The organism is Streptomyces sp. V4I23 (assembly GCF_030817975.1).
Classification (GTDB): Bacteria; Actinomycetota; Actinomycetes; order Streptomycetales; family Streptomycetaceae; genus Streptomyces.
On sequence record NZ_JAUSZW010000004.1, the window covers coordinates 4,856,194 to 4,881,026 of the forward strand.

The 24,833-nt window shown below is 68.9% G+C and carries 17 protein-coding genes and 2 rRNA genes; 11 read left to right on the forward strand and 8 right to left on the reverse strand.

From position 1 onward, the window contains the following. Positions 1-96 precede the first annotated feature (96 nt). Positions 97-3,218, forward strand: a 23S ribosomal RNA gene (locus tag QFZ82_RS24420). A gap of 79 nt (positions 3,219-3,297) precedes the next feature. After that, a 5S ribosomal RNA gene (rrf, locus tag QFZ82_RS24425) occupies positions 3,298-3,414 on the forward strand. Positions 3,415-3,557: 143 nt separating this feature from the next. Here the strand turns inward: rrf and QFZ82_RS24430 are convergent. From QFZ82_RS24430 to QFZ82_RS24450, 5 genes are read right to left on the reverse strand one after another with little or no spacing between them, the layout of a single operon-like run. Beyond that, the gene (locus QFZ82_RS24430; protein WP_307715191.1) at positions 3,558-4,868 is read right to left on the reverse strand and encodes a DUF58 domain-containing protein; all 1,311 of its coding nucleotides are present in this window, start codon (positions 4,866-4,868) and stop codon (positions 3,558-3,560) included. Between the two features lie 8 nt (positions 4,869-4,876). Beyond that, on the reverse strand, positions 4,877-5,860 hold the full coding sequence (locus QFZ82_RS24435; RefSeq protein WP_307715192.1) for a MoxR family ATPase: 984 nt from the start codon (positions 5,858-5,860) through the stop codon (positions 4,877-4,879). Continuing rightward, on the reverse strand, positions 5,857-7,071 hold the full coding sequence (locus QFZ82_RS24440; RefSeq protein WP_307715193.1) for a DUF4350 domain-containing protein: 1,215 nt from the start codon (positions 7,069-7,071) through the stop codon (positions 5,857-5,859). The genes QFZ82_RS24435 and QFZ82_RS24440 overlap by 4 nt, the downstream gene beginning before the upstream one ends. Further along, entirely contained in the window at positions 7,068-7,757 is a 690-nt protein-coding gene (locus tag QFZ82_RS24445; protein ID WP_307715194.1) for a DUF4129 domain-containing protein, read from the reverse strand. The genes QFZ82_RS24440 and QFZ82_RS24445 overlap by 4 nt, the downstream gene beginning before the upstream one ends. A 4-nt stretch (positions 7,758-7,761) precedes the next feature. Continuing rightward, the gene (locus tag QFZ82_RS24450) at positions 7,762-8,970 is read right to left on the reverse strand and encodes a glycerophosphoryl diester phosphodiesterase membrane domain-containing protein (RefSeq protein ID WP_307715195.1); all 1,209 of its coding nucleotides are present in this window, start codon (positions 8,968-8,970) and stop codon (positions 7,762-7,764) included. A 179-nt stretch (positions 8,971-9,149) separates the two neighbouring features. On the opposite strand from QFZ82_RS24450, the gene mtnA reads away from it, so the two are divergent. From mtnA to QFZ82_RS24485, 7 genes are all read left to right on the forward strand, one after another. Next, positions 9,150-10,295: an S-methyl-5-thioribose-1-phosphate isomerase gene (gene mtnA / locus QFZ82_RS24455; RefSeq protein WP_307715196.1), complete on the forward strand. Its 1,146-nt coding sequence runs from the start codon at positions 9,150-9,152 to the stop codon at positions 10,293-10,295. A gap of 4 nt (positions 10,296-10,299) precedes the next feature. Next, positions 10,300-10,989, forward strand: coding sequence for a two-component system response regulator MtrA (gene mtrA / locus QFZ82_RS24460; RefSeq protein WP_307715197.1), 690 nt, complete (start codon positions 10,300-10,302; stop codon positions 10,987-10,989). 1 nt (position 10,990) lies between these two features. Further along, the gene (gene mtrB / locus QFZ82_RS24465; RefSeq protein WP_307715198.1) at positions 10,991-12,997 is read left to right on the forward strand and encodes an MtrAB system histidine kinase MtrB; all 2,007 of its coding nucleotides are present in this window, start codon (positions 10,991-10,993) and stop codon (positions 12,995-12,997) included. Then, positions 12,987-14,834 (forward strand): LpqB family beta-propeller domain-containing protein, encoded by a 1,848-nt coding sequence (locus QFZ82_RS24470; RefSeq protein ID WP_307715199.1) that lies wholly within the window; start codon positions 12,987-12,989, stop codon positions 14,832-14,834. The genes mtrB and QFZ82_RS24470 overlap by 11 nt, the downstream gene beginning before the upstream one ends. Positions 14,835-14,923: 89 nt before the next feature. Beyond that, on the forward strand, positions 14,924-15,640 hold the full coding sequence (locus tag QFZ82_RS24475) for a ComF family protein (protein ID WP_307715201.1): 717 nt from the start codon (positions 14,924-14,926) through the stop codon (positions 15,638-15,640). Positions 15,641-15,983: 343 nt separating this feature from the next. Further along, positions 15,984-16,673 carry a ribosome hibernation-promoting factor, HPF/YfiA family gene (gene hpf, locus QFZ82_RS24480; RefSeq protein ID WP_177153255.1) on the forward strand — a complete coding sequence of 230 codons (690 nt, stop codon included), beginning with the start codon at positions 15,984-15,986 and terminating at the stop codon, positions 16,671-16,673. A gap of 208 nt (positions 16,674-16,881) precedes the next feature. Further along, positions 16,882-17,637 carry a response regulator transcription factor gene (locus QFZ82_RS24485; RefSeq protein WP_307715202.1) on the forward strand — a complete coding sequence of 252 codons (756 nt, stop codon included), beginning with the start codon at positions 16,882-16,884 and terminating at the stop codon, positions 17,635-17,637. Between the two features lie 23 nt (positions 17,638-17,660). On the opposite strand, the gene QFZ82_RS24490 is transcribed toward QFZ82_RS24485, so the two are convergent. Together QFZ82_RS24490 and QFZ82_RS24495 are read right to left on the reverse strand one after the other, a co-directional pair. After that, positions 17,661-18,824, reverse strand: a complete 1,164-nt coding sequence (locus tag QFZ82_RS24490; protein WP_307715203.1) for a winged helix-turn-helix domain-containing protein — start codon at positions 18,822-18,824, stop codon at positions 17,661-17,663. A gap of 47 nt (positions 18,825-18,871) precedes the next feature. Further along, positions 18,872-19,447, reverse strand: a complete 576-nt coding sequence (locus QFZ82_RS24495; protein WP_307715204.1) for a GNAT family N-acetyltransferase — start codon at positions 19,445-19,447, stop codon at positions 18,872-18,874. Positions 19,448-19,688: 241 nt separating this feature from the next. Between QFZ82_RS24495 and secA the strand changes: the two genes are divergently transcribed. Beyond that, positions 19,689-22,505 (forward strand): preprotein translocase subunit SecA, encoded by a 2,817-nt coding sequence (gene secA / locus QFZ82_RS24500; protein WP_307715205.1) that lies wholly within the window; start codon positions 19,689-19,691, stop codon positions 22,503-22,505. Between the two features lie 1,076 nt (positions 22,506-23,581). Here the strand turns inward: secA and QFZ82_RS24505 are convergent. Next, positions 23,582-24,013, reverse strand: a complete 432-nt coding sequence (locus tag QFZ82_RS24505; protein ID WP_307715206.1) for an Rv3235 family protein — start codon at positions 24,011-24,013, stop codon at positions 23,582-23,584. A gap of 280 nt (positions 24,014-24,293) precedes the next feature. Here QFZ82_RS24505 and QFZ82_RS24510 point away from each other — a divergent pair, with 280 nt between their 5' ends. After that, positions 24,294-24,800, forward strand: coding sequence for a hypothetical protein (locus QFZ82_RS24510; RefSeq protein ID WP_307715207.1), 507 nt, complete (start codon positions 24,294-24,296; stop codon positions 24,798-24,800). Positions 24,801-24,833: the final 33 nt, after the last annotated feature.

Here is a 24,833-nt window from a genome sequence, read left to right on the forward strand (position 1 = left end):
CGGGATGCCGGCCCCAGTGAACTCGCCCTGTATCGGGGTGGGGTGGTGGGTGGCTGGTCGTTGCTTGAGAACTGCACAGTGGACGCGAGCATCTGTGGCCAAGTTTTTAAGGGCGCACGGTGGATGCCTTGGCACCAGGAACCGATGAAGGACGTGGGAGGCCACGATAGTCCCCGGGGAGTCGTCAACCAGGCTTTGATCCGGGGGTTTCCGAATGGGGAAACCCGGCAGTCGTCATGGGCTGTCACCCACTGCTGAACACATAGGCAGTGTGGAGGGAACGAGGGGAAGTGAAACATCTCAGTACCCTCAGGAAGAGAAAACAACCGTGATTCCGGGAGTAGTGGCGAGCGAAACCGGATGAGGCCAAACCGTATGCGTGTGATACCCGGCAGGGGTTGCGCATGCGGGGTTGTGGGATTTTCCTTTCACGGTCTGCCGGCCGTGAGACGAGTCAGAAACCGTTGATGTAGGCGAAGGACATGCGAAAGGTCCGGCGTAGAGGGTAAGACCCCCGTAGCTGAAACATCAGCGGCTCGTTTGGAGAACACCCAAGTAGCACGGGGCCCGAGAAATCCCGTGTGAATCTGGCGGGACCACCCGCTAAGCCTAAATATTCCCTGGTGACCGATAGCGGATAGTACCGTGAGGGAATGGTGAAAAGTACCGCGGGAGCGGAGTGAAATAGTACCTGAAACCGTGTGCCTACAAGCCGTGGGAGCGTCGGACGTACTTCGGTGCGTCTCGTGACTGCGTGCCTTTTGAAGAATGAGCCTGCGAGTTTGCGGTGTGTTGCGAGGTTAACCCGTGTGGGGAAGCCGTAGCGAAAGCGAGTCCGAACAGGGCGACATAGTAGCGCGCTCAAGACCCGAAGCGGAGTGATCTAGCCATGGGCAGGTTGAAGCGGAGGTAAGACTTCGTGGAGGACCGAACCCACCAGGGTTGAAAACCTGGGGGATGACCTGTGGTTAGGGGTGAAAGGCCAATCAAACTCCGTGATAGCTGGTTCTCCCCGAAATGCATTTAGGTGCAGCGTCGTGTGTTTCTTGCCGGAGGTAGAGCACTGGATAGGCGATGGGCCCTACCGGGTTACTGACCTTAGCCAAACTCCGAATGCCGGTAAGTGAGAGCGCGGCAGTGAGACTGTGGGGGATAAGCTCCATGGTCGAGAGGGAAACAGCCCAGAGCATCGACTAAGGCCCCTAAGCGTACGCTAAGTGGGAAAGGATGTGGAGTCGCAGAGACAACCAGGAGGTTGGCTTAGAAGCAGCCACCCTTGAAAGAGTGCGTAATAGCTCACTGGTCAAGTGATTCCGCGCCGACAATGTAGCGGGGCTCAAGCGTACCGCCGAAGTCGTGTCATTGCAGTACATACCCCCAACGGGGACTGTGATGGGTAGGGGAGCGTCGTGTGCCGGGTGAAGCAGCCGCGGAAGCGAGTTGTGGACGGTTCACGAGTGAGAATGCAGGCATGAGTAGCGATACACACGTGAGAAACGTGTGCGCCGATTGACTAAGGGTTCCTGGGTCAAGCTGATCTGCCCAGGGTAAGTCGGGACCTAAGGCGAGGCCGACAGGCGTAGTCGATGGACAACCGGTTGATATTCCGGTACCCGCTTTGAAACGCCCAGTACTGAACCCGTTAATGCTAAGGCCGTGAAGCCGCCGGCTGAGTCTTCGGACGAGGTCGGAGTGGTGGAGCCGCTGACCCAAGGCGGTAGTAGGTAAGTGATGGGGTGACGCAGGAAGGTAGTCCAGCCCGGGCGGTGGTTGTCCCGGGGTAAGGGTGTAGGCCGTTGTGTAGGCAAATCCGCACAACATCAAGGCTGAGACCTGATGCCGAGCCGATTGTGGTGAAGTGGATGATCCTATGCTGTCGAGAAAAGCCTCTAGCGAGTTTCATGGCGGCCCGTACCCTAAACCGACTCAGGTGGTCAGGTAGAGAATACCGAGGCGTTCGGGTGAACTATGGTTAAGGAACTCGGCAAAATGCCCCCGTAACTTCGGGAGAAGGGGGGCCATCACCGGTGATCCGATTTACTCGGTGAGCTGGGGGTGGCCGCAGAGACCAGCGAGAAGCGACTGTTTACTAAAAACACAGGTCCGTGCGAAGCCGTAAGGCGATGTATACGGACTGACGCCTGCCCGGTGCTGGAACGTTAAGGGGACCGGTTAGCTGACTTTCGGGTCGGCGAAGCTGAGAACTTAAGCGCCAGTAAACGGCGGTGGTAACTATAACCATCCTAAGGTAGCGAAATTCCTTGTCGGGTAAGTTCCGACCTGCACGAATGGCGTAACGACTTCTCGACTGTCTCAACCATAGGCCCGGTGAAATTGCACTACGAGTAAAGATGCTCGTTTCGCGCAGCAGGACGGAAAGACCCCGGGACCTTTACTACAGTTTGATATTGGTGTTCGGTTCGGCTTGTGTAGGATAGGTGGGAGACTGTGAAGCTTGGACGCCAGTTCAGGTGGAGTCGTCGTTGAAATACCACTCTGGTCGTGCTGGATGTCTAACCTGGGTCCGTGATCCGGATCAGGGACAGTGTCTGATGGGTAGTTTAACTGGGGCGGTTGCCTCCCAAAGGGTAACGGAGGCGCCCAAAGGTTCCCTCAGCCTGGTTGGCAATCAGGTGTTGAGTGTAAGTGCACAAGGGAGCTTGACTGTGAGACCGACGGGTCGAGCAGGGACGAAAGTCGGGACTAGTGATCCGGCGGTGGCTTGTGGAAGCGCCGTCGCTCAACGGATAAAAGGTACCCCGGGGATAACAGGCTGATCTTCCCCAAGAGTCCATATCGACGGGATGGTTTGGCACCTCGATGTCGGCTCGTCGCATCCTGGGGCTGGAGTCGGTCCCAAGGGTTGGGCTGTTCGCCCATTAAAGCGGTACGCGAGCTGGGTTTAGAACGTCGTGAGACAGTTCGGTCCCTATCCGCTGTGCGCGTAGGAGTCTTGAGAAGGGCTGTCCCTAGTACGAGAGGACCGGGACGGACGAACCTCTGGTGTGCCAGTTGTCCTGCCAAGGGCATGGCTGGTTGGCTACGTTCGGAAAGGATAACCGCTGAAAGCATCTAAGCGGGAAGCCTGCTTCGAGATGAGGACTCCCACCTCCTTGAGAGGGTAAGGCTCCCAGTAGACGACTGGGTTGATAGGCCGGATATGGAAGCCAGGTAACTGGTGGAGTTGACCGGTACTAATAGGCCGAGGGCTTGTCCTCAGTTGCTCGCGTCCACTGTGTTAGTTCTGAAGTAACGAACTCGCCTTGCCGGCTGGTAGTTCGGACATCTTCATAGAGTTTCGGTGGTCATTGCGTTAGGGAAACGCCCGGTTACATTCCGAACCCGGAAGCTAAGCCTTTCAGCGCCGATGGTACTGCAGGGGGGACCCTGTGGGAGAGTAGGACGCCGCCGAACAATCATTGTGGGAAAGCCCCGGAACACTGTTCCGGGGCTTTCCTGCGTTCCGGGGTGTTTTCGATGTGGATGCTTTTCGTGCTCGGCCGGCCACAGGATGTGGACGGCCAAGCACGCTGAGGCTGCTTACGCCTTCGTCGGCGTCACAGGCGACCGGCGGCCTTCAACGCGAGGTAGGCATCTGCCAGTGCGGGGGCGAGCTTTTCCGGAGTTGCGTCGACGACCGTGACCCCGTGGCGCTGGAGTTGTTCGGCCGTTCGCTGTCGCTGGCTATGGGCCTGCGTGCCGGCTGCTGCCTCGTAGACGCCCTCTGCGCTGCCGCGCTTGGCGGTCATCTGCTCGACGTGCGGGTCGGCGACGGACGCGACCAGCACGGTGTGCCGACGAGTGAGCTGAGGGAGAACCGGCAGCAGCCCCTCGTCGATCGGAGTGGCGTCGAGGCTGGTCAAGAGGACGACGAGTGACCCGCGGGGAGCGTTCTGCAGTGCGGCGGCACTGAGTCCACGGGCGTCGGTTTCGACGAGTTCCGGTTCCAGCGGTGCGAACGCGTTGACCATGGCGGGGAGGATGTCACCGGCCGAGCGGCCTTGTACCTGAGCACGTACCCGCCGGTCATAGGCCAGCAGACCGACTCGGTCGCCGGCGCGTGAGGCAAGGGCGCTGAGGAGCAGCGCCGCATCCATGGCGGCGTCCAGTCGCGGGACGTCGCCGACCCGGCCTGCCGACGTCCGGCCGGTGTCGAGGACCACGAGAATGTGCCGGTCCCGCTCCGGCCGCCAAGTGCGGACGGCGACGGTGGTCCTGCGGGCGGTGGCACGCCAGTCGATCGAGCGGGTGTCGTCCCCGGGGACGTAGTCGCGGAGGCTGTCGAACTCTGTGCCCTGCCCGCGGATCAGGGTGCTGGTCCGGCCGTCGAGTTCGCGGAGCCTGGCCAGCCGCGAGGGCAGGTGCTTGCGGCTGGTGAAGGGGGGCAGCACGCGTACGGTCCAGGGGACATGGTGATTGCCCTGGCGGGCGGCGAGGCCAAGCGGTCCGTAGGAGCGCACGGTGACGCGCTCGGAGTGCCGGTCGCCTCGGCGGGTTGGAGTGAGCAGCGTCGTGACCCGCCGGCGCTCTCCTGCGGGCACCCCCAGGCGATGTCTGGAGGCGGACTGCTCGGTCCCGGAAGCCCAGCTGCTCGGGGGCCATGCGTCCCGGAGCTGGGCGCGGAGCGGTCGACCGGACGGATTGGTGAGGGTCAGCTCGATCTGAGCCACGTCACCGAGTCGAACAGACGTATCACCGGATCGGGTGAAACGGAGCGTGCGCACTGGCGCGGCGAGGGCGTAGTCGCACAAGATTGCGAGTGAGAGAGGCGCGTTGATAGCGAGCACCCCCGTCCAGCTGGGGGCGAGGATGCCGACGAGGAGAGAGCCAAGAGCCGCGAGAAGCGCCGTCCGTCCGGTGAGGGCCATGACCAGCCTCAGCGGGGGACGGGGACGTGGGCGAGGATGGCGGTGATGACGGAGTCGGCGGTGACTCCTTCCATCTCTGCTTCGGGGCGCAGCTGGATCCGATGACGCAGGGTGGGCAGTGCCAGAGCCTTCACGTCGTCCGGGATGACGTAGTCCCGGCCCGTGAGCCAGGCCCAGGCGCGGGCGGTGGAGAGCAGGGCTGTCGCACCGCGGGGTGAGGCGCCCAGGGTGAGCGACGGGGATTCGCGGGTGGCGCGGCAGATGTCGACGACATAGCCCGCGATCTCGGCCGAAACCGAGACCTTGGCGACGGCGGCCCGGGCCGCGGCCAGGTCGGCGGCGCCGGCTACGGGGCGGACGCCCGCGGCAGCGAGGTCGCGCGGGTTGAAGCCCTCGGCGTGACGCGTGAGGACATTGATCTCGTCCTCGCGTGAGGGGAGGGGGACGGTGAGCTTGAGGAGGAAGCGGTCGAGCTGTGCCTCGGGGAGCGGATAGGTGCCCTCGTACTCGACGGGGTTCTGCGTAGCGGCGACGAGAAAGGGCTCGGGGAGGGGCCGCGGTGTGCCGTCGACCGTCACCTGGCGCTCTTCCATCGCTTCCAGCAGTGACGACTGCGTCTTGGGAGGGGTGCGGTTGATCTCGTCGGCCAGAAGGAGGTTGGTGAACACCGGGCCTTGCTGGAAGGAGAATTCCGAGGTGTGCGTGTCGTAGACCAGGGAGCCGGTGACGTCGCTGGGCATCAGGTCGGGGGTGAACTGGACGCGCTTGGTGTCGAGTTCGACGGAGGCGGCAAGTGCGCGGACCAGCAGCGTCTTGGCGACTCCGGGGACTCCTTCGAGCAGGACGTGGCCGCGGCAGAGCAGAGCCACGACGAGACCGGTGACAGCAGGGTCCTGGCCGACCACCGCCTTGGCGATCTCGGTGCGCAGGGCCTCCAGGGAGGTGCGGGCGCGGTCCGAGTTCTCGGCTGTCTCGGGGGTCGGGGCGCTCATGAGGTGCGTACCTCTCTTTCGAGGGCGTCGAGTTGGTCGGCCAGGTGAACAAGGCTGGGGTCGTCGGCCGGGGCGGGGCCGAAGAGCAGGTCGCGGATGTCCCGGGCGGTGGCGGGCAGTTGGTCGGTGACCGCGGGGACCAGAGCGTCGGGGGATTGCGCTTCGGCCGGCGGCAGACCTAGGAGTGGGGCGAGGCGGGCCCGGGTGGCGGAGCGCAGGGAGGCGGCGGCGCGGTCGCGGGCGTTGACCTTGCGGTAGAGGCGGGCGCGGCCTTCGGTGGCCTCTGAGGCGCGGATGGCGACCGGCAGGCGCTCGGTGACCAGCGGGCCGAGGCGGCGTGCACGCCAGATGGCGGCGAGGACGGCTGCAAGCGCGAGTTGGAGCGTGCCCCAGAGCCAGCCGGACGGGATGAGGTCCAGGAAGGCGCTTTCACTCTCGGCACGTTCTTCGCCGCCGTCCCGCTCTTGACCGCTGTCTACGGCGGAGGGGTCGCTGAGCGACGGCATGTACCAGACCAGCTCGGGCCGTGACCCGAGGAGTTGAAGCGCAAGGGAGGCGTTGCCGTGTTTGTCGAGACGGTCGTTGTAGAGGATGTCCGGGGCACCGAGAAGGATGGTGTCACCGTCGGCCGGGGTGTTGACCCTGAGCAGGGACGGCAGTCCGTCGCTCGGGTAGCAGCTGTCGGCGCCAGGTGCGTCGGTGCTGTAACGCTCCCCGCCGAGTTCGGCGTTGCCCGCCCGGCGCGCGACCGGGTAGGTGCACTGCGGAGTGCGGGGCGCGACCCGTGCCGGGACGTCGGCACGGACGCCGGGAGCCAGCGTGTCGATGGAGGCGGAGCCTGCGGCAAGGAGCACTGTGCGCCCGCCGGAGGACGAGGTCGCCGAGTGGAGGGCCTCTTGCTGGGCGCTGGTCAACAAGTCTGGTTCGGTGACGAGGAGTGTGGTGCCGGGGCCGGCGGCTGCGCCTGCCGCGTCGAGTGTGGTGACTACTCGGACGGACACCCCGCGGTTCTTGAGGAGTTCGGCAACCGCGCGGCTGCCGTACTGGTCCGCGGAGCGGGGGTCGAGACGGCCGTGGTGATCTCCGGAGCGCACGGCTGCCATGGCGATGCCCGCCGCGACGAGCAGGAGGATGACGACGAGGACTCCGCGAGCACGCGTCCACACCTGGCGCGCGGTGGGGGACATGGAGGTGGTGGCGGCCCCGGTCATTCGGCGGCTCCTTGGGCGGCCTCTGTCAGTTGGGGCTTGGCGCGCTCCAGTTCGAGGTCCAGGTCTCGCAGGCGTTCGTACGACTGCCGGTCCGCGGTGCGGCCGCCATATGTGATGTCGTCGAACGCTCTGGCGGCCGCGCGGAGTTCATCGGCATGGGGCGGCAGGGAGCGGCCGGCTTCGGCGGCGGCCTCGTCGGCGGTTCGCCCCGGGCGCGGCGCGAGCAGGGCTCGCTCCTCCAGGGAGCGGACGATGGCGCGCATCCGCTCCTGGACGGCCTGGTTCCAGCGTGCGGCGGCGGCGTGTTCCTCGGCGGCGGTGCGGTGTTCGGCAGCGCTGCGGGGCCCGGCGTCGAAGAGGGAGTCCGCCGAGACGGGGGTGCGCTGGGGTGTGCCGAGACGCCACCACAGGGCTGCCGCCAGGGCGATGACGACGAGGAAGATGACGACCAGTCCGGTTGTTCCGCCGATGCCTGCACCGCCTGCGCCCTCGAAGAGACTGCCGACCCAGTCCCAGAACCTGTCCAGTGCCCGCTCGAGCAGGTTCGGATCGTTCTCGTGGTACATCGGATCGGACAGCTCGCGTTCCGCGGCCTCACGGGCGGGGACACGCGGAATGTCCACCGGTACGTCGTCGCTCGCTCGGATCAGCGGCCCAGCTGCCGTTGCGCCCCCCGCACTCAGCACCGCATCAGCCCCCGGTGGAGTGGTTGCCGGGCGGCTCGGTTCCGTAGCCGGGGACGCCTGCGGCGCGGGCGAGCTCGAGGTCGAGTGCTTCGCGGCGGATGCGCTGGTCGACGTAGAGAAGCGCGGTCACGCCGGCCGAGATCGGGTACGTGATCGAGGAGGCGATCACGGAGCCGATGCCGGTGATGATCAGGAATGGCCAGCCGAACTCGGGGGAGTTGCCGCTGAAGAAGTCGCTGAGGCTGACGCCGTCCACGGCGAAGCCTATGATGGTGAAGGGGATGGCGATGACCATGCTGACCAGGAAGGCCAGCAGGACGGTCAGCAGGGTGATGCCGAAGACGCGCCACCAGGCGCCCTGTACCAGCTTGGCGGAGCGGCGCAGCGAGGCGATGACGCCCTGGCGTTCGAGTACGAGCGCGGGGGGCGCGAGGGCGAAGCGGATCATCAGCCAGATGACGACCACGATCGCGGCGATGCCGCCGACGATCGACAGGAGCACTCCGGCTCCGCCGATCAGCACGCCGGGCAGAATGCCCACGCACAGGACCAGCGCGCTGCCCAGCGGCAGCAGCAGGATCAGGACGAGCAGGTGGGGCAGCCGGGGCCGGGCTTCCCGCCAGGCCTCGGGGAGCGTCACGGAACGGCCCAGGACGGACCGGCTGATCACCACGGTGAGCAGGGCGGTGGTCAGGAGCGTGCCGATCAGCATGATGAGCAGCGCCGGGCCCATGGCGATCATGCTGGCCTGCAGGGACTCCACGGACTGCTGCAGAGCTTCCTCGGGGGTCGCGTCGGGATTGACCTCGGGCGGTTCGGGCAGCAGATAGCGCTCGACGAGGATGCTGGCGATCTGAGTGACGACGGAGACGCTGACCGTCACGGCCAGGACTGTGCGCCAGTGAGCGCGCAGTGTCGACACCGCGCCGTCGAGGATCTCGCCGACGCCGAGAGGGCGGAGAGGGATCACTCCGGGCTTGGCCGCAGCAGGCGGACGACCCCAGCCTCCCTGCGGCGCGCCGCCCCAGCCGGGGGCGGGAGGCCGCGGGACAGAACCGGATCCGCTCGGTGCGGACCACTGCCCGGGGGGCGGTTGCTCCTTGGACCACTTCGAGGAAGGAGCGTCGGCGGGCTCGGCGGGATTCGGTACGCCGGCGTTCTGCCCGTTGGAGGGAGCCGATCCGGGCGAGGCCCAGCCCGGAGTGTCGTTCACGGTGGTCCACCTCATGGATTGGTCGCGGGGCCGGCTCGCCGAGCCGGCAGTTCACGGTGCCCTTCCGCCCGGCAGGGCGGCTGTGGCAGCCATCGTGCCACGCGGCGGCCGCCGGTGGGCGGGGGCATCGGTCACCTTCGCACCTTCATTGTCGAAGCCTCACCGTGCAGACTGGGCGGATGGCTGATCAGTACGCACAAAACCCTGCCGAGGCGGTGCCGCCGAAGCTTCCGGTGCTGCGCTGGGACGAGCCGCCCGAAGGTCCTGTACTGGTGCTTCTCGACCAGACCCGGCTGCCGGTCGAGGAGGTGGAGCTGGTCTGCACCGATGTTCCGGCCCTCGTGCGGGCCATCCATAGCCTGGCGGTGCGCGGGGCACCCCTGCTGGGGATCGCGGGCGCCTACGGTGTCGCCCTGGCGGCTGCCCGGGGCTATGACGTCGAGGAAGCGGCGGCGCTGCTCGAGAACGCGCGGCCCACCGCGGTGAACCTGGGGTACGGAGTGCGCCTGGCGGCCGCCGCGTACCGGACGGCGGTGGAAGCGGGTGCGGACGCCGAGCGGGCGGCGGCAGCGGCGCTCGCGTCGGCGCGTGAGCTGCACCGTGCGGACGCGGAGGCGAGCCGGCGAATGGCCGCGCACGGGCTGGCGCTGCTCGGGGAGCTGCTGCCCGGGGGCGGGCACCGGATCCTGACGCACTGCAACACCGGGGCACTGGTGTCCGGCGGGGAGGGCACGGCGTTCGCGGTCGCGTTGGCCGCGCACCGGGCCGGTGAGCTGCGCAGGCTGTGGGTGGACGAGACGAGGCCGCTTTTGCAGGGTGCGCGGCTCACGGCGTACGAGGCGGCGCGCAACGGTATGCCGTACAGCCTGCTGACGGACAGCGCCGCGGGCTCGCTGTTCACCGCGGGGGAGGTGGATGCGGTGCTGATCGGCGCGGACCGGATCGCCGCGGACGGATCGGTGGCCAACAAGGTCGGCAGTTATCCGCTCGCGGTGCTGGCCAAGTACCACCATGTGCCGTTCGTCGTCGTGGCGCCGACCACGACGGTGGATCCGAGTACACCGGACGGCGCCTCGATCGAGGTGGAGCAGCGCTCCGGCAGCGAGGTGACGGAGGTCACATCCCCGCAGGTAGGGGTGGCGGGGGCCGGAGCTGGTGGAGTGTCCGTAACGCCGCTCGGAACTCAGGCGTACAACCCCGCGTTCGATGTCACGCCGCCCGATCTGGTCACGGCCGTCGTCACCGAGGAGGGTGTGGTGTCGCCGGTCACGAGGGCCGGCATAGCCGAGCTGTGTGCCAGGTCACGCCAGGTAACGATTAGCTAATGGGATGATGTCGAATATGAAGGGACGAGTCCTTGTCGTCGACGACGACAACGCGCTGGCCGAGATGCTCGGGATTGTGCTGCGTGGGGAAGGTTTCGAGCCGTCGTTCGTAGCGGACGGTGACAAGGCACTTACCGCCTTCCGGGAGAGCAAGCCGGACCTGGTGCTGCTGGACCTGATGCTGCCCGGCAGGGACGGCATCGAGGTGTGCCGGCTCATCCGGGCGGAGTCCGGTGTGCCGATCGTGATGCTGACGGCCAAGAGCGACACGGTGGACGTGGTGGTGGGCCTCGAGTCCGGGGCCGACGACTACATCGTCAAGCCGTTCAAGCCGAAGGAGCTTGTCGCCCGTATCCGGGCGCGGCTGCGGAGGTCGGAGGATCCTGCTCCGGAGCAGCTGGCCATCGGTGACCTGGTGATCGACGTGGCGGGGCACTCCGTGAAGCGGGACGGTCAGTCGATAGCGCTGACGCCGCTGGAGTTCGACCTGCTGGTCGCGCTCGCGCGCAAGCCGTGGCAGGTGTTCACCCGCGAGGTGCTCCTCGAGCAGGTGTGGGGTTACCGGCATGCGGCGGACACTCGACTGGTCAACGTCCATGTGCAGCGGCTTCGCTCCAAGGTCGAGAAGGACCCGGAGCGGCCGGAGATCGTGGTGACCGTCCGGGGTGTCGGTTACAAGGCCGGGCCGAGCTGACATGTCCCTTGGCAGCGTTGCTCCGAAGCCCGGGGAGCCGGGAGTCCGTACGGGGCGGGCTGCCGGACAGGGGCGCAAGCCCGCGCGATTCGGCCGTCTGTTCCAGGGGGGCTTGCTGCTGCCGGACGGGGCGGCGTCCGGCGGGCCTGTGCCTCGGCTCGTGATGCGCTGGTTGCGCCGTCCACTGCTGCCCGCTGTCCGCCTGTGGCGGCGGAACATCCAGCTCCGCGTGGTCGTGACCACGCTGCTGATGTCGATCGGTGTGGTTCTGCTCCTCGGTTTCGTCGTGATCGGGCAGGTGCGCAACGGTCTGCTCGACGCAAAGAGCAAGGCGGCGCAGAGCCAGGCGGCCGGCGGCTTCGCCGTCGCGCGGGAACAGGCCAGTGCGCCGGTCGACCCCGTGGGCCCGGACGGCGCGGCATCGGGCAGGAACGCCAACTCGTGGCGGTCCGATCTCGTCGTGCAGCTCGCCAGCGGCGGCCAGGGCTCGTACAACGTGGTGGCTCTCAGCGCCGACTCCCAGCAGGACGGGTCCGGGCGCGCGCCGCGTACGTCGGGTCTGGTGGACCCCGCGAGCATTCCGCAGGCTCTGCGGGACGCCGTGGGCCAGGGCTCGGGGACGTACGAGACGTACGTCAGCATCCGGTACTGGAACAACGCGTTCGACCCGGAGCCCGGGCTGGTCGTGGGCACCCGGCTGAACGACATCGAGGGGCAGCCGTACGAGCTGTACTACCTGTTCCCGCTGGCGCAGGAGGAGCAGTCGCTCAACCTCGTCCGCGGGACGCTCGCCACGGCCGGGCTGTTCGTCGTGGTCCTGCTGGGCGCCATCGCGTGGCTCGTCGTGCGCCAGATCGTCACACCCGTGCGCATGGCCGCGGGGATCGCCGAGCGGCTTGCCGCCGGGCGGCTCCAGGAGCGCATGAAGGTCACCGGTGAGGACGACATCGCCCGGCTCGGTGAGGCCTTCAACAAGATGGCGCAGAACCTTCAGCTGAAGATCCAGCAGCTCGAGGAGCTGTCCCGCATGCAGCGCCGCTTCGTGTCGGACGTGTCGCACGAGCTGCGGACGCCGCTCACGACCGTGCGCATGGCGGCCGATGTCATCCACGAGGCGCGCAGTGACTTCGACCCGGTGACGGCCCGTTCCGCCGAGCTCCTCGGGGACCAGCTGGACCGTTTCGAGTCGCTGCTGTCCGACCTGCTGGAGATCAGCCGCTTCGACGCCGGAGCCGCGGCGCTGGAGGCGGAGCCCATAGACCTGCGCGAGGTGGTACGGCGGGTGATCGGCGGCGCCGAGCCGCTGGCCGAGCGCAAGGGCTCCCGGATACGGGTGGCCGGCGACGAGCAGCCGGTGGTGGCCGAGGCCGACGCCCGCCGGGTGGAGCGTGTGCTGCGCAATCTCGTGGTCAACGCCGTGGAGCACGGCGAGGGCCGGGACGTCGTGGTACGTATGGCGGCCGCCGGCGGGGCCGTGGCCGTCGCCGTGCGGGACTACGGTGTGGGACTCAAGCCGGGCGAGGCGACCCGGGTGTTCAACCGGTTCTGGCGCGCCGATCCGGCGCGCGCCCGCACCACGGGCGGGACCGGCCTCGGTCTGTCGATCGCCGTCGAGGACGCCCGTCTTCACGGCGGCTGGCTGCAGGCCTGGGGGGAGCCGGGCGGCGGTTCGCAGTTCAGGCTGACCCTGCCGCGTACGGCGGACGAGCCGCTGCGCGGTTCTCCGATCCCGCTCGAGCCCGAGGACTCGCGGCAGAACCGTGAGCGTGCGCGGTCCTCGGCCGAGGCACCGGTGAACGGGCACCGGCTGACGTCCGTGCCCGTGCAGTCCGGGGCGGAGTTCGCGCCGCTGCCCGGCCAGGTGCGTGGCGCGGCGCCGCGGGGCGTCGACCCGGCGGCGCTGCCGGGCAGTGGTGCCCGGGTCGTGGCGCGGCCGGCCGGGGAGCGGGTCGACGAGGCCGCGGGCAAGGTTCCGACGGAGCAGGAGGACACGAGTCGTGGGCGCTGATCCCCGTCGTCAGGGGCGCGCGGGTGGGGCACGTGCGGTGGCGCTGCTCGGTGCGAGCGGTGTGCTGCTCGCCGGGTGCGCGTCGATGCCGGACAGTGGCGACGTGCACCCCGTGAAGGCGTCGCAGCGCGGCGACTCGCAGGTCCGGGTGTACGCCGTGCAGCCGCGCAAGGGCGCGACGCCCGACGAGATCGTCACGGGCTTCCTCGAAGCGATGACCAGTGACGACTCGAACTTCGCCACGGCCCGTTCGTACCTCACGCCGCAGACGTCGCAGAAGTGGCGGCCCGAGGCGAGCACGACGGTTCTGGAGGCCGCGCCCGTTCCCGGCATGCCGGTCCTCGGCCGCCGGGACAACCCGGGCATGGACTATCCGCTGTTCGGCCGCCAGATAGCCACGGTGGATTCCCAGCGCGCCTATCAGCCGGTGACGCCCGCGGACTACCGCAGGACCATTCACCTGTCGCAGCAGAGCGGTCCCGACGGCAAGGAGTGGCGGATCGACAGTCTGCCGCCCGGTCTGCTGCTCGGTGCGTCGGACTTCGAGCGCAACTACGTCTCGGTCAACAAGTACTACTTCGCCTCCGGGCGGAGCGTCATGGTGGCCGATCCGGTCTACATCCGGCAGCGGCAGGACCCGGTGACCCGGCAGGACCCGGTCACGCAGGCCGTCTCCGCGCTGCTGGAGGGCCCGACGAACTGGCTGAAGCCGGTGGTCGAGTCACGTTTCCCGACGGGCACGGCCCTGAAGAAGGGCACCAGGTCGCTTTCGTTCGACGACCGGAACGGACTGAAGGTCCCGCTGAACGGCAAGGCGTCCGGCGTGGGCAGGCCGCAGTGCACGAAGATGGCCGCGCAGATTCTCTTCACGCTCAAGGACCTGTCGTCCTCGCGTGCCGAGCAGGTGGAGCTGCTGCGGTCGGACGGCAGCCAGCTGTGCGTGCTCACCGCCGGCCAGGCCGAGGAGTACGCGCCGGACCACGGCTCGGGCACCCACGACAACCAGTACTTCGTCGACGAGAAGCACCGGCTGGCGCTGCTCGCGGCCGGGACCAAGGAGATCGGCGCGCCGCAGAACGTGCCGGGGCCGTTCGGCGACGGCACTTTGTCGATGAGCTCGGTGGCGGTCTCCCGTGACGAGCGCACGGCGGCGGCGGTCTCCCCCGACGGGAGCAAACTGTACGTGGCGTCCATCGTCTCCGGTACGGAGCTGGGCGGTCCCTTGGTGACCAGCCGGGGCAAGGGCGGCAACCGTCTGTCCGCACCCAGCTGGGACGGCAGGGGAGACCTGTGGGTCGCGGACCGGGATGCCGCCGATCCGGCGCTCATGCGGGTGCCCGGTGGTGAGGAGACTCCTCAGGACGTCAAGATCGTGCCTGGTCTCGACGGCGCCCGGATCGAGGCGGTGAAGGTGTCGGCGGACGGTGTCCGCGTGGCGCTGCTGCTGACGAAGGACGGCAGGACCACGCTGAAGATCGGGCGCGTGGAGCGGCACGGTCCGAGCGACGACCTCGCCGTGACCGTGACCGAACTGCGTCCGGCGGCTCCTCAGTTGGAGACGGTGACGGCGGTGTCCTGGGCGGGTCCCAGCCGGCTGGTCGTGGTCGGCAAGGAGTCCGGCGGTGTCCAGCAGGTGCGCTACATGCAGACCGACGGGTCCACGTCTCCCAACGCGATCCTGCCCGGCCTGAACCAGGTCAAGGCCGTTGCCGCGTCGGACGACGAGAGCAGGCCGCTGGTGGCGTATTCGGAGGAGGACGGCATCGTGCGTCTGCCGGCCGGCGCGAACTGGCAGACGGTGGTCGAGAAGGGGGCGTCACCCGTCTATCCCGGCTGACAGGGACCCTTCCCCGTCCGGTGGGCGGGTTCCGGTGCGTTGTCCACAGGGGTGGCCGCCGGGCGGGGATCACGCCACAGTGGTTTGCCGTGCGGGGATGGTGGCGGGAGATCTCCGGTCTGGTGCTGCCGGTCGCCTGCGGCGGCTGCGGCAGGCCGCGTACCGAGCTGTGCGAGCGCTGCGCGGCCGCGTTGCACGGGAGGCCGGCACGGCGTGCGAGACCGGTGCCGGAGCCGGAAGGCCTGCCGGTGGTGCATGCCGCCGCCGCGTACACCGATGCCGTGCGGGCCGTGCTGCTCGCGCACAAGGAGCGGGGTGCGCTAGGGCTCTCCGGGCCGCTCGGCCGGGCCCTCGCCGGAGCGGTGCGGGCATCTGCCCGGCGGCCCCACGGCGCGGCGCACAGGGTGCTGCTGCTGGTGCCGGTGCCGTCCTCCCGCAGGGCGGTCCGGGCCCGCGGTCGTGATCCGGCCCGCCGGATCGCGCTGGCGGCGGCGGCCGAGCTACGGCGCACGGGGTGCCCCGCGCAGGTGCTGCCGGTCCTGCGCCAGCACCGGCCGGTGGCCGATCAGGCGGGGCTGACCGCCCGCGAGAGGCTCGTCAATCTCTCGGGGGCACTGCGGCTGCGGCAAGGGGCGGCGCGGCTGCTGAAGGGCGGTACAGCAGTGCTGGTGGACGACGTCATGACGACCGGCGCTTCTTTGGTGGAGGCGGCGCGGGCACTGAGTGCCGTGGAGGAGGCGGCGGGTCCGGGATTCGTACGGCCGAGTGCGGCTGTCGTGGCGGTGCCACCGGTGTCCCTCGAATAAACCGGAACTGAAGAGGAACTTGCATCGTTGCAGGTAGTGAGAGGGCAAAAACGCCTGATCGGAGGTACCTTCAGGTATCGGGTGCCGACATCCGTCCGAGCGAGCTATGTTCGGTTGTGAGGAATGGCGATGCCCGAACCTCACCGAATGCGCTGCCGATTTCCCGGCCGGGGATTCGGACAGGGACACCCTCGAAATTGGGTGGGGTGGGGATCTTGTCGACTGGGGAGGAGGAGGTGAAAGTCGCCAAGTCCGAGGCCCCGGTGATCACCGGAGCCTGGTGCAAGAGGGAGATGCTCCGCGGCCGGTGAGCCGTCGGAGCGATCCGGGAACGGAGTTCTGCGTGGACATCGTCGTCAAGGGCCGCAAGACCGAGGTGCCCGAGCGGTTCCGCAAGCACGTGGCCGAGAAGCTGAAGCTGGAGAAGATCCAGAAGCTCGACGGCAAGGTGATCAGCCTCGACGTCGAGGTGTCCAAGGAGCACAACCCGCGGCAGGCAGACCGTTCCGACCGCGTGGAGATCACGCTTCGCTCCCGCGGCCCGGTGATCAGGGCGGAGGCAGCTGCCGCCGACCCATACGCAGCGCTCGACCTCGCCACCGGCAAGCTGGAGGCACGGCTTCGCAAGCAGCACGACAAGCGCCACACCCGGCGCGGCACCGGTCGGCTGTCGGCGGCAGAGGTGGCCGATGTGGTGCCCGGTGTCGCCGAGTTGAACGCCAATGGCAAGACTCTCGCCGAAGAGGCGACGGAATCCATTCCCACCACCAGGATCGGTTCGCTCGAAGTGCAGGGCGAGGGACCGCTGGTGGTTCGCGAGAAGCTGCACACGGCAGCGCCGATGTCGCTCGACCAGGCTCTCTACGAGATGGAGCTGGTCGGCCATGACTTCTATCTTTTCGTCGACTCCGAGACGAAGCAGCCGAGTGTCGTCTACCGGCGGCATGCCTACGACTACGGCGTGATCCGCCTGGAGACCGACCCGCTGGCCGGTTCCGAGGCAGGTGGAGCCGGAGGTGCGCTGGGCGGCTGACCCCGGCGCGTACTGAGCCCCGTCAGCGATGAAGTGGTGCCCCTGGAGCGCCCTGTGCGCCCCCCAGGGGCACCCCCGTGCAACCACTGGATCACCGCTCTGTCGTCCGGGCATGAAAGCATGACGTGGCAAGCCAACGGATGTGCGTCGCACTGAGGTTGGCAGACCAGACATGATCTTCGGGCCACGGCCTTCAGGGGGAGGAACGATGGCGGACAGCTTCGGGCCGGTGCACAGCGAAGCGGGCGGCCGCCCCGCAGTCGTCGACACCGAGGCGGAGGAGTCGCGCGGCTCCCGCGCGGCCGAGCCGATCCGGGTGCTCGTGGTGGACGACCACGCGCTCTTCCGGCGAGGGCTGGAGATCGTCCTCAAGCAGGAGGAGGACATCCAGGTCGTGGGCGAGGCCGGTGACGGGGCCGAGGCGGTGGACAAGGCGGCCGACCTGCTGCCCGACATCGTGCTGATGGACGTGCGGATGCCCAAGCGCGGCGGTATCGAGGCATGCACCTCCATCAAGGAGGTGGCCCCGAGCGCCAAGATCATCATGCTGACGATCAGCGACGAGGAGGCCGACCTCTACGAGGCGATCAAGGCCGGCGCCACGGGCTATCTCCTCAAGGAGATCTCCACGGACGAGGTCGCGACCGCGATCCGCGCCGTCGCCGACGGCCAGTCGCAGATCAGTCCCTCCATGGCCTCCAAGCTGCTCACCGAGTTCAAGTCGATGATCCAGCGCACCGACGAGCGCAGGCTCGTGCCCGCCCCCCGGCTGACCGACCGGGAGCTGGAGGTGCTCAAGCTCGTCGCCACGGGGATGAACAACCGCGACATCGCCAAGGAGTTGTTCATCTCCGAGAACACCGTGAAGAACCACGTCCGCAACATCCTGGAGAAGCTGCAGCTCCACTCCCGGATGGAGGCCGTGGTCTACGCGATGCGGGAGAAGATTCTCGAGATCCGCTGACACCGGCGGCGGTGCGGGGGCGCTCAGCCCAGTGCCCGGACCAGATCCGCCGCGAGCTCGGGACGGTCGGCCTTCTCGACGCGGACGGCATCGCACCCCACCCATTCGGCTGCCTCGCGCAGCGCCTGCGCCATCGGGGCGACCGCCTTGGGGCCTGCGAGGGACACCTGCCGGGCCACGAGCGTCCGGCCCTCGCGCGCCGGATCAACCCGGCCGAGGAGCCGCCCGCCCGCCAGCAGCGGCATCGCGAAGTATCCGTGGACGCGCTTCTGCTTGGGGACGTACGCCTCCAGGCGGTGGGTGAAGCCGAAGATGCGCTCGGTGCGCGCCCGCTCCCAGATGAGCGAGTCGAAGGGGGAGAGCAGCGTCGTCCGGTGCCGGCCGCGCGGCGGGGACGCGAGGGCCGCGGGATCGGCCCATGCGCGCTTGCCCCACCCCTCGACCGTGACCGGCACCAGACCGGAGTCCGCGACCACGGTGTCGAACTGCTCTCCCTTGAGACGGTGGTAGTCCGCGATGTCCGCGCGGGTCCCCACTCCCAGCGCCTGGCCGGCCAGGCGGACGAGGCGGCGCAGGCACTCCCTGTCATCCAGGTCGTCGTGCAGGACGGCGTCCGGGATCGCCCGCTCCGCGAGGTCGTACACGCGCTTCCAGCTGCGCCGCTCGGTGCACACCACCTCCCCGTACATCAGGGCACGCTCGACGGCGACCTTGGAGGCGGACCAGTCCCACCACTCGCCGCCGTTCTTCGCGCCGCCCAACTCGGTCGCGGTGAGCGGGCCTTCGGCGTGCAGCTGCTTGATCACCGCGTCGTACGCACCGTCCGGCAGGTCGTGGTACCAGTGCGGGCGGGAGCGGTAGGCGCGGCGGCGGAAGGCGAAGTGCGGCCATTCCTCGACGGGGAGGATGCACGCGGCGTGCGACCAGTACTCGAAGCTGTGGCCCTCCGTCCAGTACGCGTCCTCGACCGTCCTGCGGCCCACGGCGCCCAGACGCGCGTACGGGATGAGCTCGTGCGAGCGTGCCAGCACCGAGATCGTGTCCAGCTGCACCGCTCCGAGGTGGCGCAGCACGCCGCGGACGCCACCGCGCCGGTCCGGCGCGCCGAGGAGTCCCTGGGCGCGCAGCGCGATGCGGCGCGCCTCGTCGGCGGACAGGTCGATGACGGGCGGTGGCAGCGTGGTCATGGTGGGCACCCTAGAGGCCGTCACTGACAACCGGCTGGGGCCTGCGGTCACGCACTGGCGGGCAGATAGGGGTGGGCGCTCGTCAGGCCGAGATCGGAGGGCAGCAGGGAGCCGACCCACACGTCACGGAGCGTGCCCTTGTTGAGCAGGGCGGCGCGCAGCTCGCCCTCGATGCGGAATCCGGCCTTCTCGGCGACCGCGCGGGAGCCCTTGTTCCCCACCTCGGCCCGCCATTCCAGCCGGGTGGCGCCGAGCCGCATGAAGGCCCAGTGCGAGACGGCGGCGACGGACTCGGCCATCACCCCGCGTCCCCGGTGCTCCTTGCCTGTCCAGAAGCCGATCTCCCACGTGCCCGAGAAGGTACGCAGAGTGACCGCGACCGAGGCCATCAGCGGCCCGCCCACGCGCGGCAGCACGGCGAAGGTGCACATGGTGCTGTTGCTCCAGCCGTCCGGGACCATGTGCTCGGTGAACTCGACGGCGTGCTGTCGTTCGTACGGCGACGGAACCGTCGTCCACCGCTGGATGTCCGGGTCCTGACAGGACTGGTAGACGGCCTCGGTGTCCGCGTCCGTGAAGGTACGCAGCAGCAGGCGCTCGGTGGTGAGTGTGATCGGCTCCATGCCGGGATTGTGGACACCTCCGCCGTCCGATGCGAGCACTTTTGGCCGGTCCCCGGCACCTTCGGCGCTTCCCGTGCGTTCTCCTGTAGGGCGGACGGCAGGCCCGCGTGGCGATGGACCTCCCGACGTGGCGGTGTCCTCGCTTACGATGGCCGATGCGGTGGGGACCACCTGCCGTGCCCGCGCCAGTGTCCGTCACACGACCCAGTGCCAGGCCCGACCGGCAAGGAGACCAGCCTCAGTGTCCGTCTTCAACAAGCTCATGCGTGCAGGCGAAGGCAAGATCCTGCGCAAACTGCACCGCATCGCGGACCAGGTCAACTCCATCGAAGAGGACTTCGTCAACCTCTCCGACGCCGAGTTGCGGGCGCTCACCGAGGAGTACAAGCAGCGCCACGCCGACGGCGAGAGCCTGGACGACCTGATGCCCGAGGCGTTCGCGACCGTCCGCGAGGCCGCCAAGCGCGTTCTCGGCCAGCGCCACTACGACGTCCAGCTCATGGGCGGCGCCGCGCTCCACCTCGGGTACGTCGCGGAGATGAAGACCGGTGAGGGCAAGACCCTCGTCGGCACGCTCCCCGCGTATCTGAACGCGCTGTCGGGCAAGGGCGTCCATCTGATCACGGTCAACGACTACCTCGCCGAGCGTGACTCGGAGCTGATGGGCCGGGTGCACAAGTTCCTCGGCCTGACCGTCGGCTGCATCCTGGCGAACATGACGCCCGCGCAGCGCCGCGAACAGTACAACTGCGACATCACGTACGGGACGAACAACGAGTTCGGCTTCGACTACCTGCGCGACAACATGGCGTGGTCCAAGGACGAGCTGGTCCAGCGCGGCCACAACTTCGCCTGTGTGGACGAGGTCGACTCGATCCTCGTCGACGAGGCCCGTACGCCGCTGATCATCTCCGGGCCCGCCGATCAGGCCACCAAGTGGTACGGCGACTTCGCCAAGCTCGTGACGCGTCTCACCAAGGGCGAGCCGGGCAACCCGCTCAAGGGCATCGAGGAGACCGGCGACTACGAGGTCGACGAGAAGAAGCGCACCGTCGCCATTCACGAGGCGGGCGTCGCCAAGGTCGAGGACTGGCTGGGCATCGACAACCTCTACGAGTCGGTCAACACCCCGCTCGTCGGTTACCTGAACAACGCCATCAAGGCCAAGGAACTGTTCAAGAAGGACAAGGACTACGTCGTCCTGGACGGCGAAGTCATGATCGTCGACGAGCACACCGGCCGTATCCTCGCCGGCCGCCGCTACAACGAGGGCATGCACCAGGCGATCGAGGCGAAGGAAGGGGTGGACATCAAGGACGAGAACCAGACCCTCGCCACGATCACCCTGCAGAACTTCTTCCGCCTGTACGACAAGCTCTCCGGCATGACCGGTACGGCCATGACCGAGGCCGCCGAGTTCCACCAGATCTACAAGCTCGGCGTCGTGCCGATCCCGACCAACAGGCCGATGATCCGCAAGGACCAGTCGGACCTGATCTACCGGACCGAGGTCGCCAAGTTCGCGGCCGTCGTGGACGACATCGCGGAGAAGCACGAGAAGGGGCAGCCGATCCTCGTCGGCACCACTTCGGTCGAGAAGTCCGAGTACCTCTCGCAGCAGCTCAACAAGCGCGGCATCCAGCACGAGGTGCTCAACGCGAAGCAGCACGACCGTGAGGCGACGATCGTCGCCCAGGCCGGCCGCCGCGGCGCCGTCACCGTCGCCACCAACATGGCCGGCCGTGGTACCGACATCAAGCTCGGCGGCAACCCGGACGACCTGGCGGAGGCGGAGCTGCGCCAGCGCGGGCTCGACCCGGTCGAGCACGTCGAGGAGTGGGCCGCGGCCCTGCCCGCCGCGCTGGAGCGCGCCGAGGCGGCCGTGAAGGCGGAGCACGACGAGGTCAAGGAGCTCGGCGGGCTGTACGTGCTGGGCACCGAGCGGCACGAGTCGCGCCGCATCGACAACCAGCTGCGCGGTCGTTCCGGCCGTCAGGGCGACCCGGGCGAGTCCCGGTTCTACCTGTCGCTGGGCGACGACCTGATGCGACTGTTCAAGGCGCAGATGGTCGAGCGCGTCATGGCGATGGCGAACGTCCCCGACGACGTCCCGATCGAGAACAAGATGGTGACCCGGGCGATCGCCTCCGCGCAGTCCCAGGTCGAGCAGCAGAACTTCGAGACGCGCAAGAACGTCCTCAAGTACGACGAGGTGCTCAACCGTCAGCGCGAGGTCATCTACGGCGAGCGCCGGCGCGTCCTGGAGGGCGAGGACCTGCACGAGCAGGTGCGCCACTTCATGGACGACACCATCGACGACTACATCCGCCAGGAGACCGCCGAGGGCTTCGCGGAGGAGTGGGACCTCGACCGTCTGTGGAACGCGTTCAAGCAGCTCTACCCGGTCAAGATCACGATCGAGGAGCTGGAGGACGAGGCGGGCGACCGGGCGGGCATCACCGCGGAGTTCATCGCCGAGGCGATCAAGGAAGACATCCACGCGCAGTACGACGAGCGCGAGAAGCAGCTCGGCTCGGACATCATGCGTGAGCTGGAGCGTCGCGTGGTCCTCTCCGTGCTGGACCGCAAGTGGCGCGAGCACCTCTACGAGATGGACTACCTCCAGGAGGGCATCGGCCTGCGCGCGATGGCGCAGAAGGACCCGCTGGTCGAGTACCAGCGCGAGGGCTTCGACATGTTCACCGCGATGATGGAGGGCATCAAGGAGGAGTCCGTCGGCTACCTGTTCAACCTGGAGGTCCAGGTCGAGCAGCAGGTCGAGGAGGTCCCGGTGCAGGACGCCGCCGAGAAGACGTCGCTGGCCAAGGAGGACGCGGTGCCGGCGGGCGCGGCGCGCCCGGAGATCCGTGCGAAGGGCCTGGAGGCCCCGCAGCGTCCGGACCGCCTGCACTTCTCGGCGCCGACGGTGGACGGCGAGGGCGGCGTCGTCGAAGGCGACTTCGAGAACGACGGCGGGCCGCGCTCGGAGACGGACGGCATGACCCGCGCGGAGCGCCGCAAGGCGGCGAAGGGCGGCGGTCGCCGCCGCAAGAAGTAACGGGGCGGGTTGATCGATCCGGGGCCGGACACCGAGGGGTGTCCGGCCCCGGTGTCGTGTAGGCGCGCAGGCCGGGAGGGCGGACTGGGCTGCCTTTGGACGGGGCCTCCTACCTCGTGCGCCCAGGTGACGTTCTGGCCCCGGGGAGGCCCCCGCTGGGGGCTCTCGGACCCGGCGAGTCCGGGAGGTTGGTCCTCCGGCTCGTGGCAGCACTCCGCTGCGTGGGCGCCCGGCCCTCGGCCGAGCGCCCAACGGGTGTCCGGTCTGTTCAGTTGGAGCGTCGCCCTCTGGCGCGAGGCCTTCGTCTGCGCCCGAGCGGTCGGCGGGCTGCGCCGGGCTGACCGGGTCTGCGTCCCCGCTGGCTGCGGGTGCCGCCATGGGGCCGACCAGAGCCCATGCCGACCCCGACGGGTCGCGCCCGCCCCACGCCCAGCGGGGGCTGGCCCTGCGCCGCACCTGGGCGGAGTGGCATCTGCACCGCGCGCCGCCTGGAGAACCAGTCCAGCGGCGGGTTGCACCCTCGTCCCAAGGCGCGGCCTGCAGTTGCGCAGCGCCGTAGGGCGGCTGGCACGCGGTCCCCAGTGCGCGGGGCCACCGTGCCCACCAGGGGCGAGGTGGCCGTCGCCCACGGGCCGCGGCCGCCCCTACGGGCGGGCTGCTTCCGTGTCCACCTGCGGGCGCCGCCTGCCGCGGACACGCCCGTGGCAGGCCGCGGCCGCCCAGCCGCCCTGCGGGATGGCTGCTTCCGTGTCCACCCGCGGCCGCCGCATGCCGCGGACGCGTGCCCGCGCCCGCATCGGCCTGTGGCCCCACTGGATCGGACCGCCGCCGTGTCCACCCCAGGGTGGATCGGCGGCCGTCCCGACCGGTCGCGCCCGCACTCGCTCCATCCGGCCTGGTGGCCACGTGCCCCGGACGTGCGGCCGCGCTTCCAGCAGCGGGCATGCGGCCCGGAGCCGGTTGGCTGCGCCGGCACGTGCGTGCGTTCGCGTCGGCCTGCGGCCCGGGTGGGTGGGGCGGCGGGCCAGTCGCCCGCCCCAGCGGGCGGGCCGCGCCCGTCGCCCAGCCCGCCCGGGTCAGGCGCGGCCCTCCGCCGTGTTGCGTTCGCCGCCCAGTTCCACCGCTGCGCAGCGCCAGCGGCGGTCCGAGCCCTGTTCCAGGCGGAACGCCATCGCGCTGACCCGGTCGCCCGAGCCGATGCGGGCGAATGCCTCGATCACGCCCGGGCCCGGGTGGAACTCGCCGCAGTGGCGGACGACCGGCATCACGCGGTCCGCCGGGCGCAGCGGCGCTCCCGGGGCCAGGTGGACCAGTTGCTCGTACGCCTCGCCGATCGTGTGCCCGAGCATCCAGTGCACCGGGCGCTGGCCGCTCAGGACCGCCAGCAGGCGGTCGGCGAACCAGTAGTGCGGTTTGTGCTGCCTGCCTCGTGCGCGGGTCAGCGCCGTGGCCGCCGCCGCGGCGGGCCTTCGCTGGTCGCGTCGGCCCGCGGGCCGGGTCCTGTCCATGCAGATCGCCCCCGATGTGCCTGGTTCCCAAGGGGATACCGGGAAGTAGCTTCGACGGGGAACTTGTACGGCGCGCCCGGACCGGCTGCAACAACCCCGGCCCTCCTGTCGGCTGCCCGGGAAGGATCACCTATCAGGGTGGACCGGCCCATGGCACGCCTGCGCGCACGCCGTGCCGAAAGTGCGCGCGGTGGACGCCCTGAGAGGCGCGGGCGGACCCCCGAAGGGGGACGTCGCACGTATCCTGAGGGCGCATTTCCGACTACGAAAGCGGCCAGCCATGCGCGTCTACGTCCCCCTGACCCTTCCCGGTCTCGCAGAGGCGCACAAGACGGGCGAGCTCGGCCCCGGCCCGCTGTCCGCGTACGCGGTCACCCCGGGCCTGCGCGAGTGGTACGTGTCCGACGACATCGAGGAGCTGGAGTACGCGGCGCTCAGCCGTGCCGCCGCCGCCTCCCTGCGCCTGCTGGCCGGTGCCCCCGACGCCCCCCGCCGCCGCGTCGTCGTCGCCGTCGACGTGCGCGACCAGGACGCGGTCGCCGATCCCGACCAGGTCCTCGACGCGAGCGCGCTCGGCGAGGTCCGTATCGCCGCCGCCGTGCCCATGTCCAAGGCCGCGGCCGTCCATGTCGACGCCGACGACGCCGTGCCCGACGTGACCGCGGCGGTGGACGCGCTCGGCGCCGCCGACCACGGGGACGACGACGCCCGGTTCACCGTCGACGGCGCCGAGGACCACGAGCTGCTCTGGTACGGCGTGCAGGAGATCCCGAACATCGTGGGCTGAGACGGGGGCCGGAGCCTCGTTGTCGTACCCGGC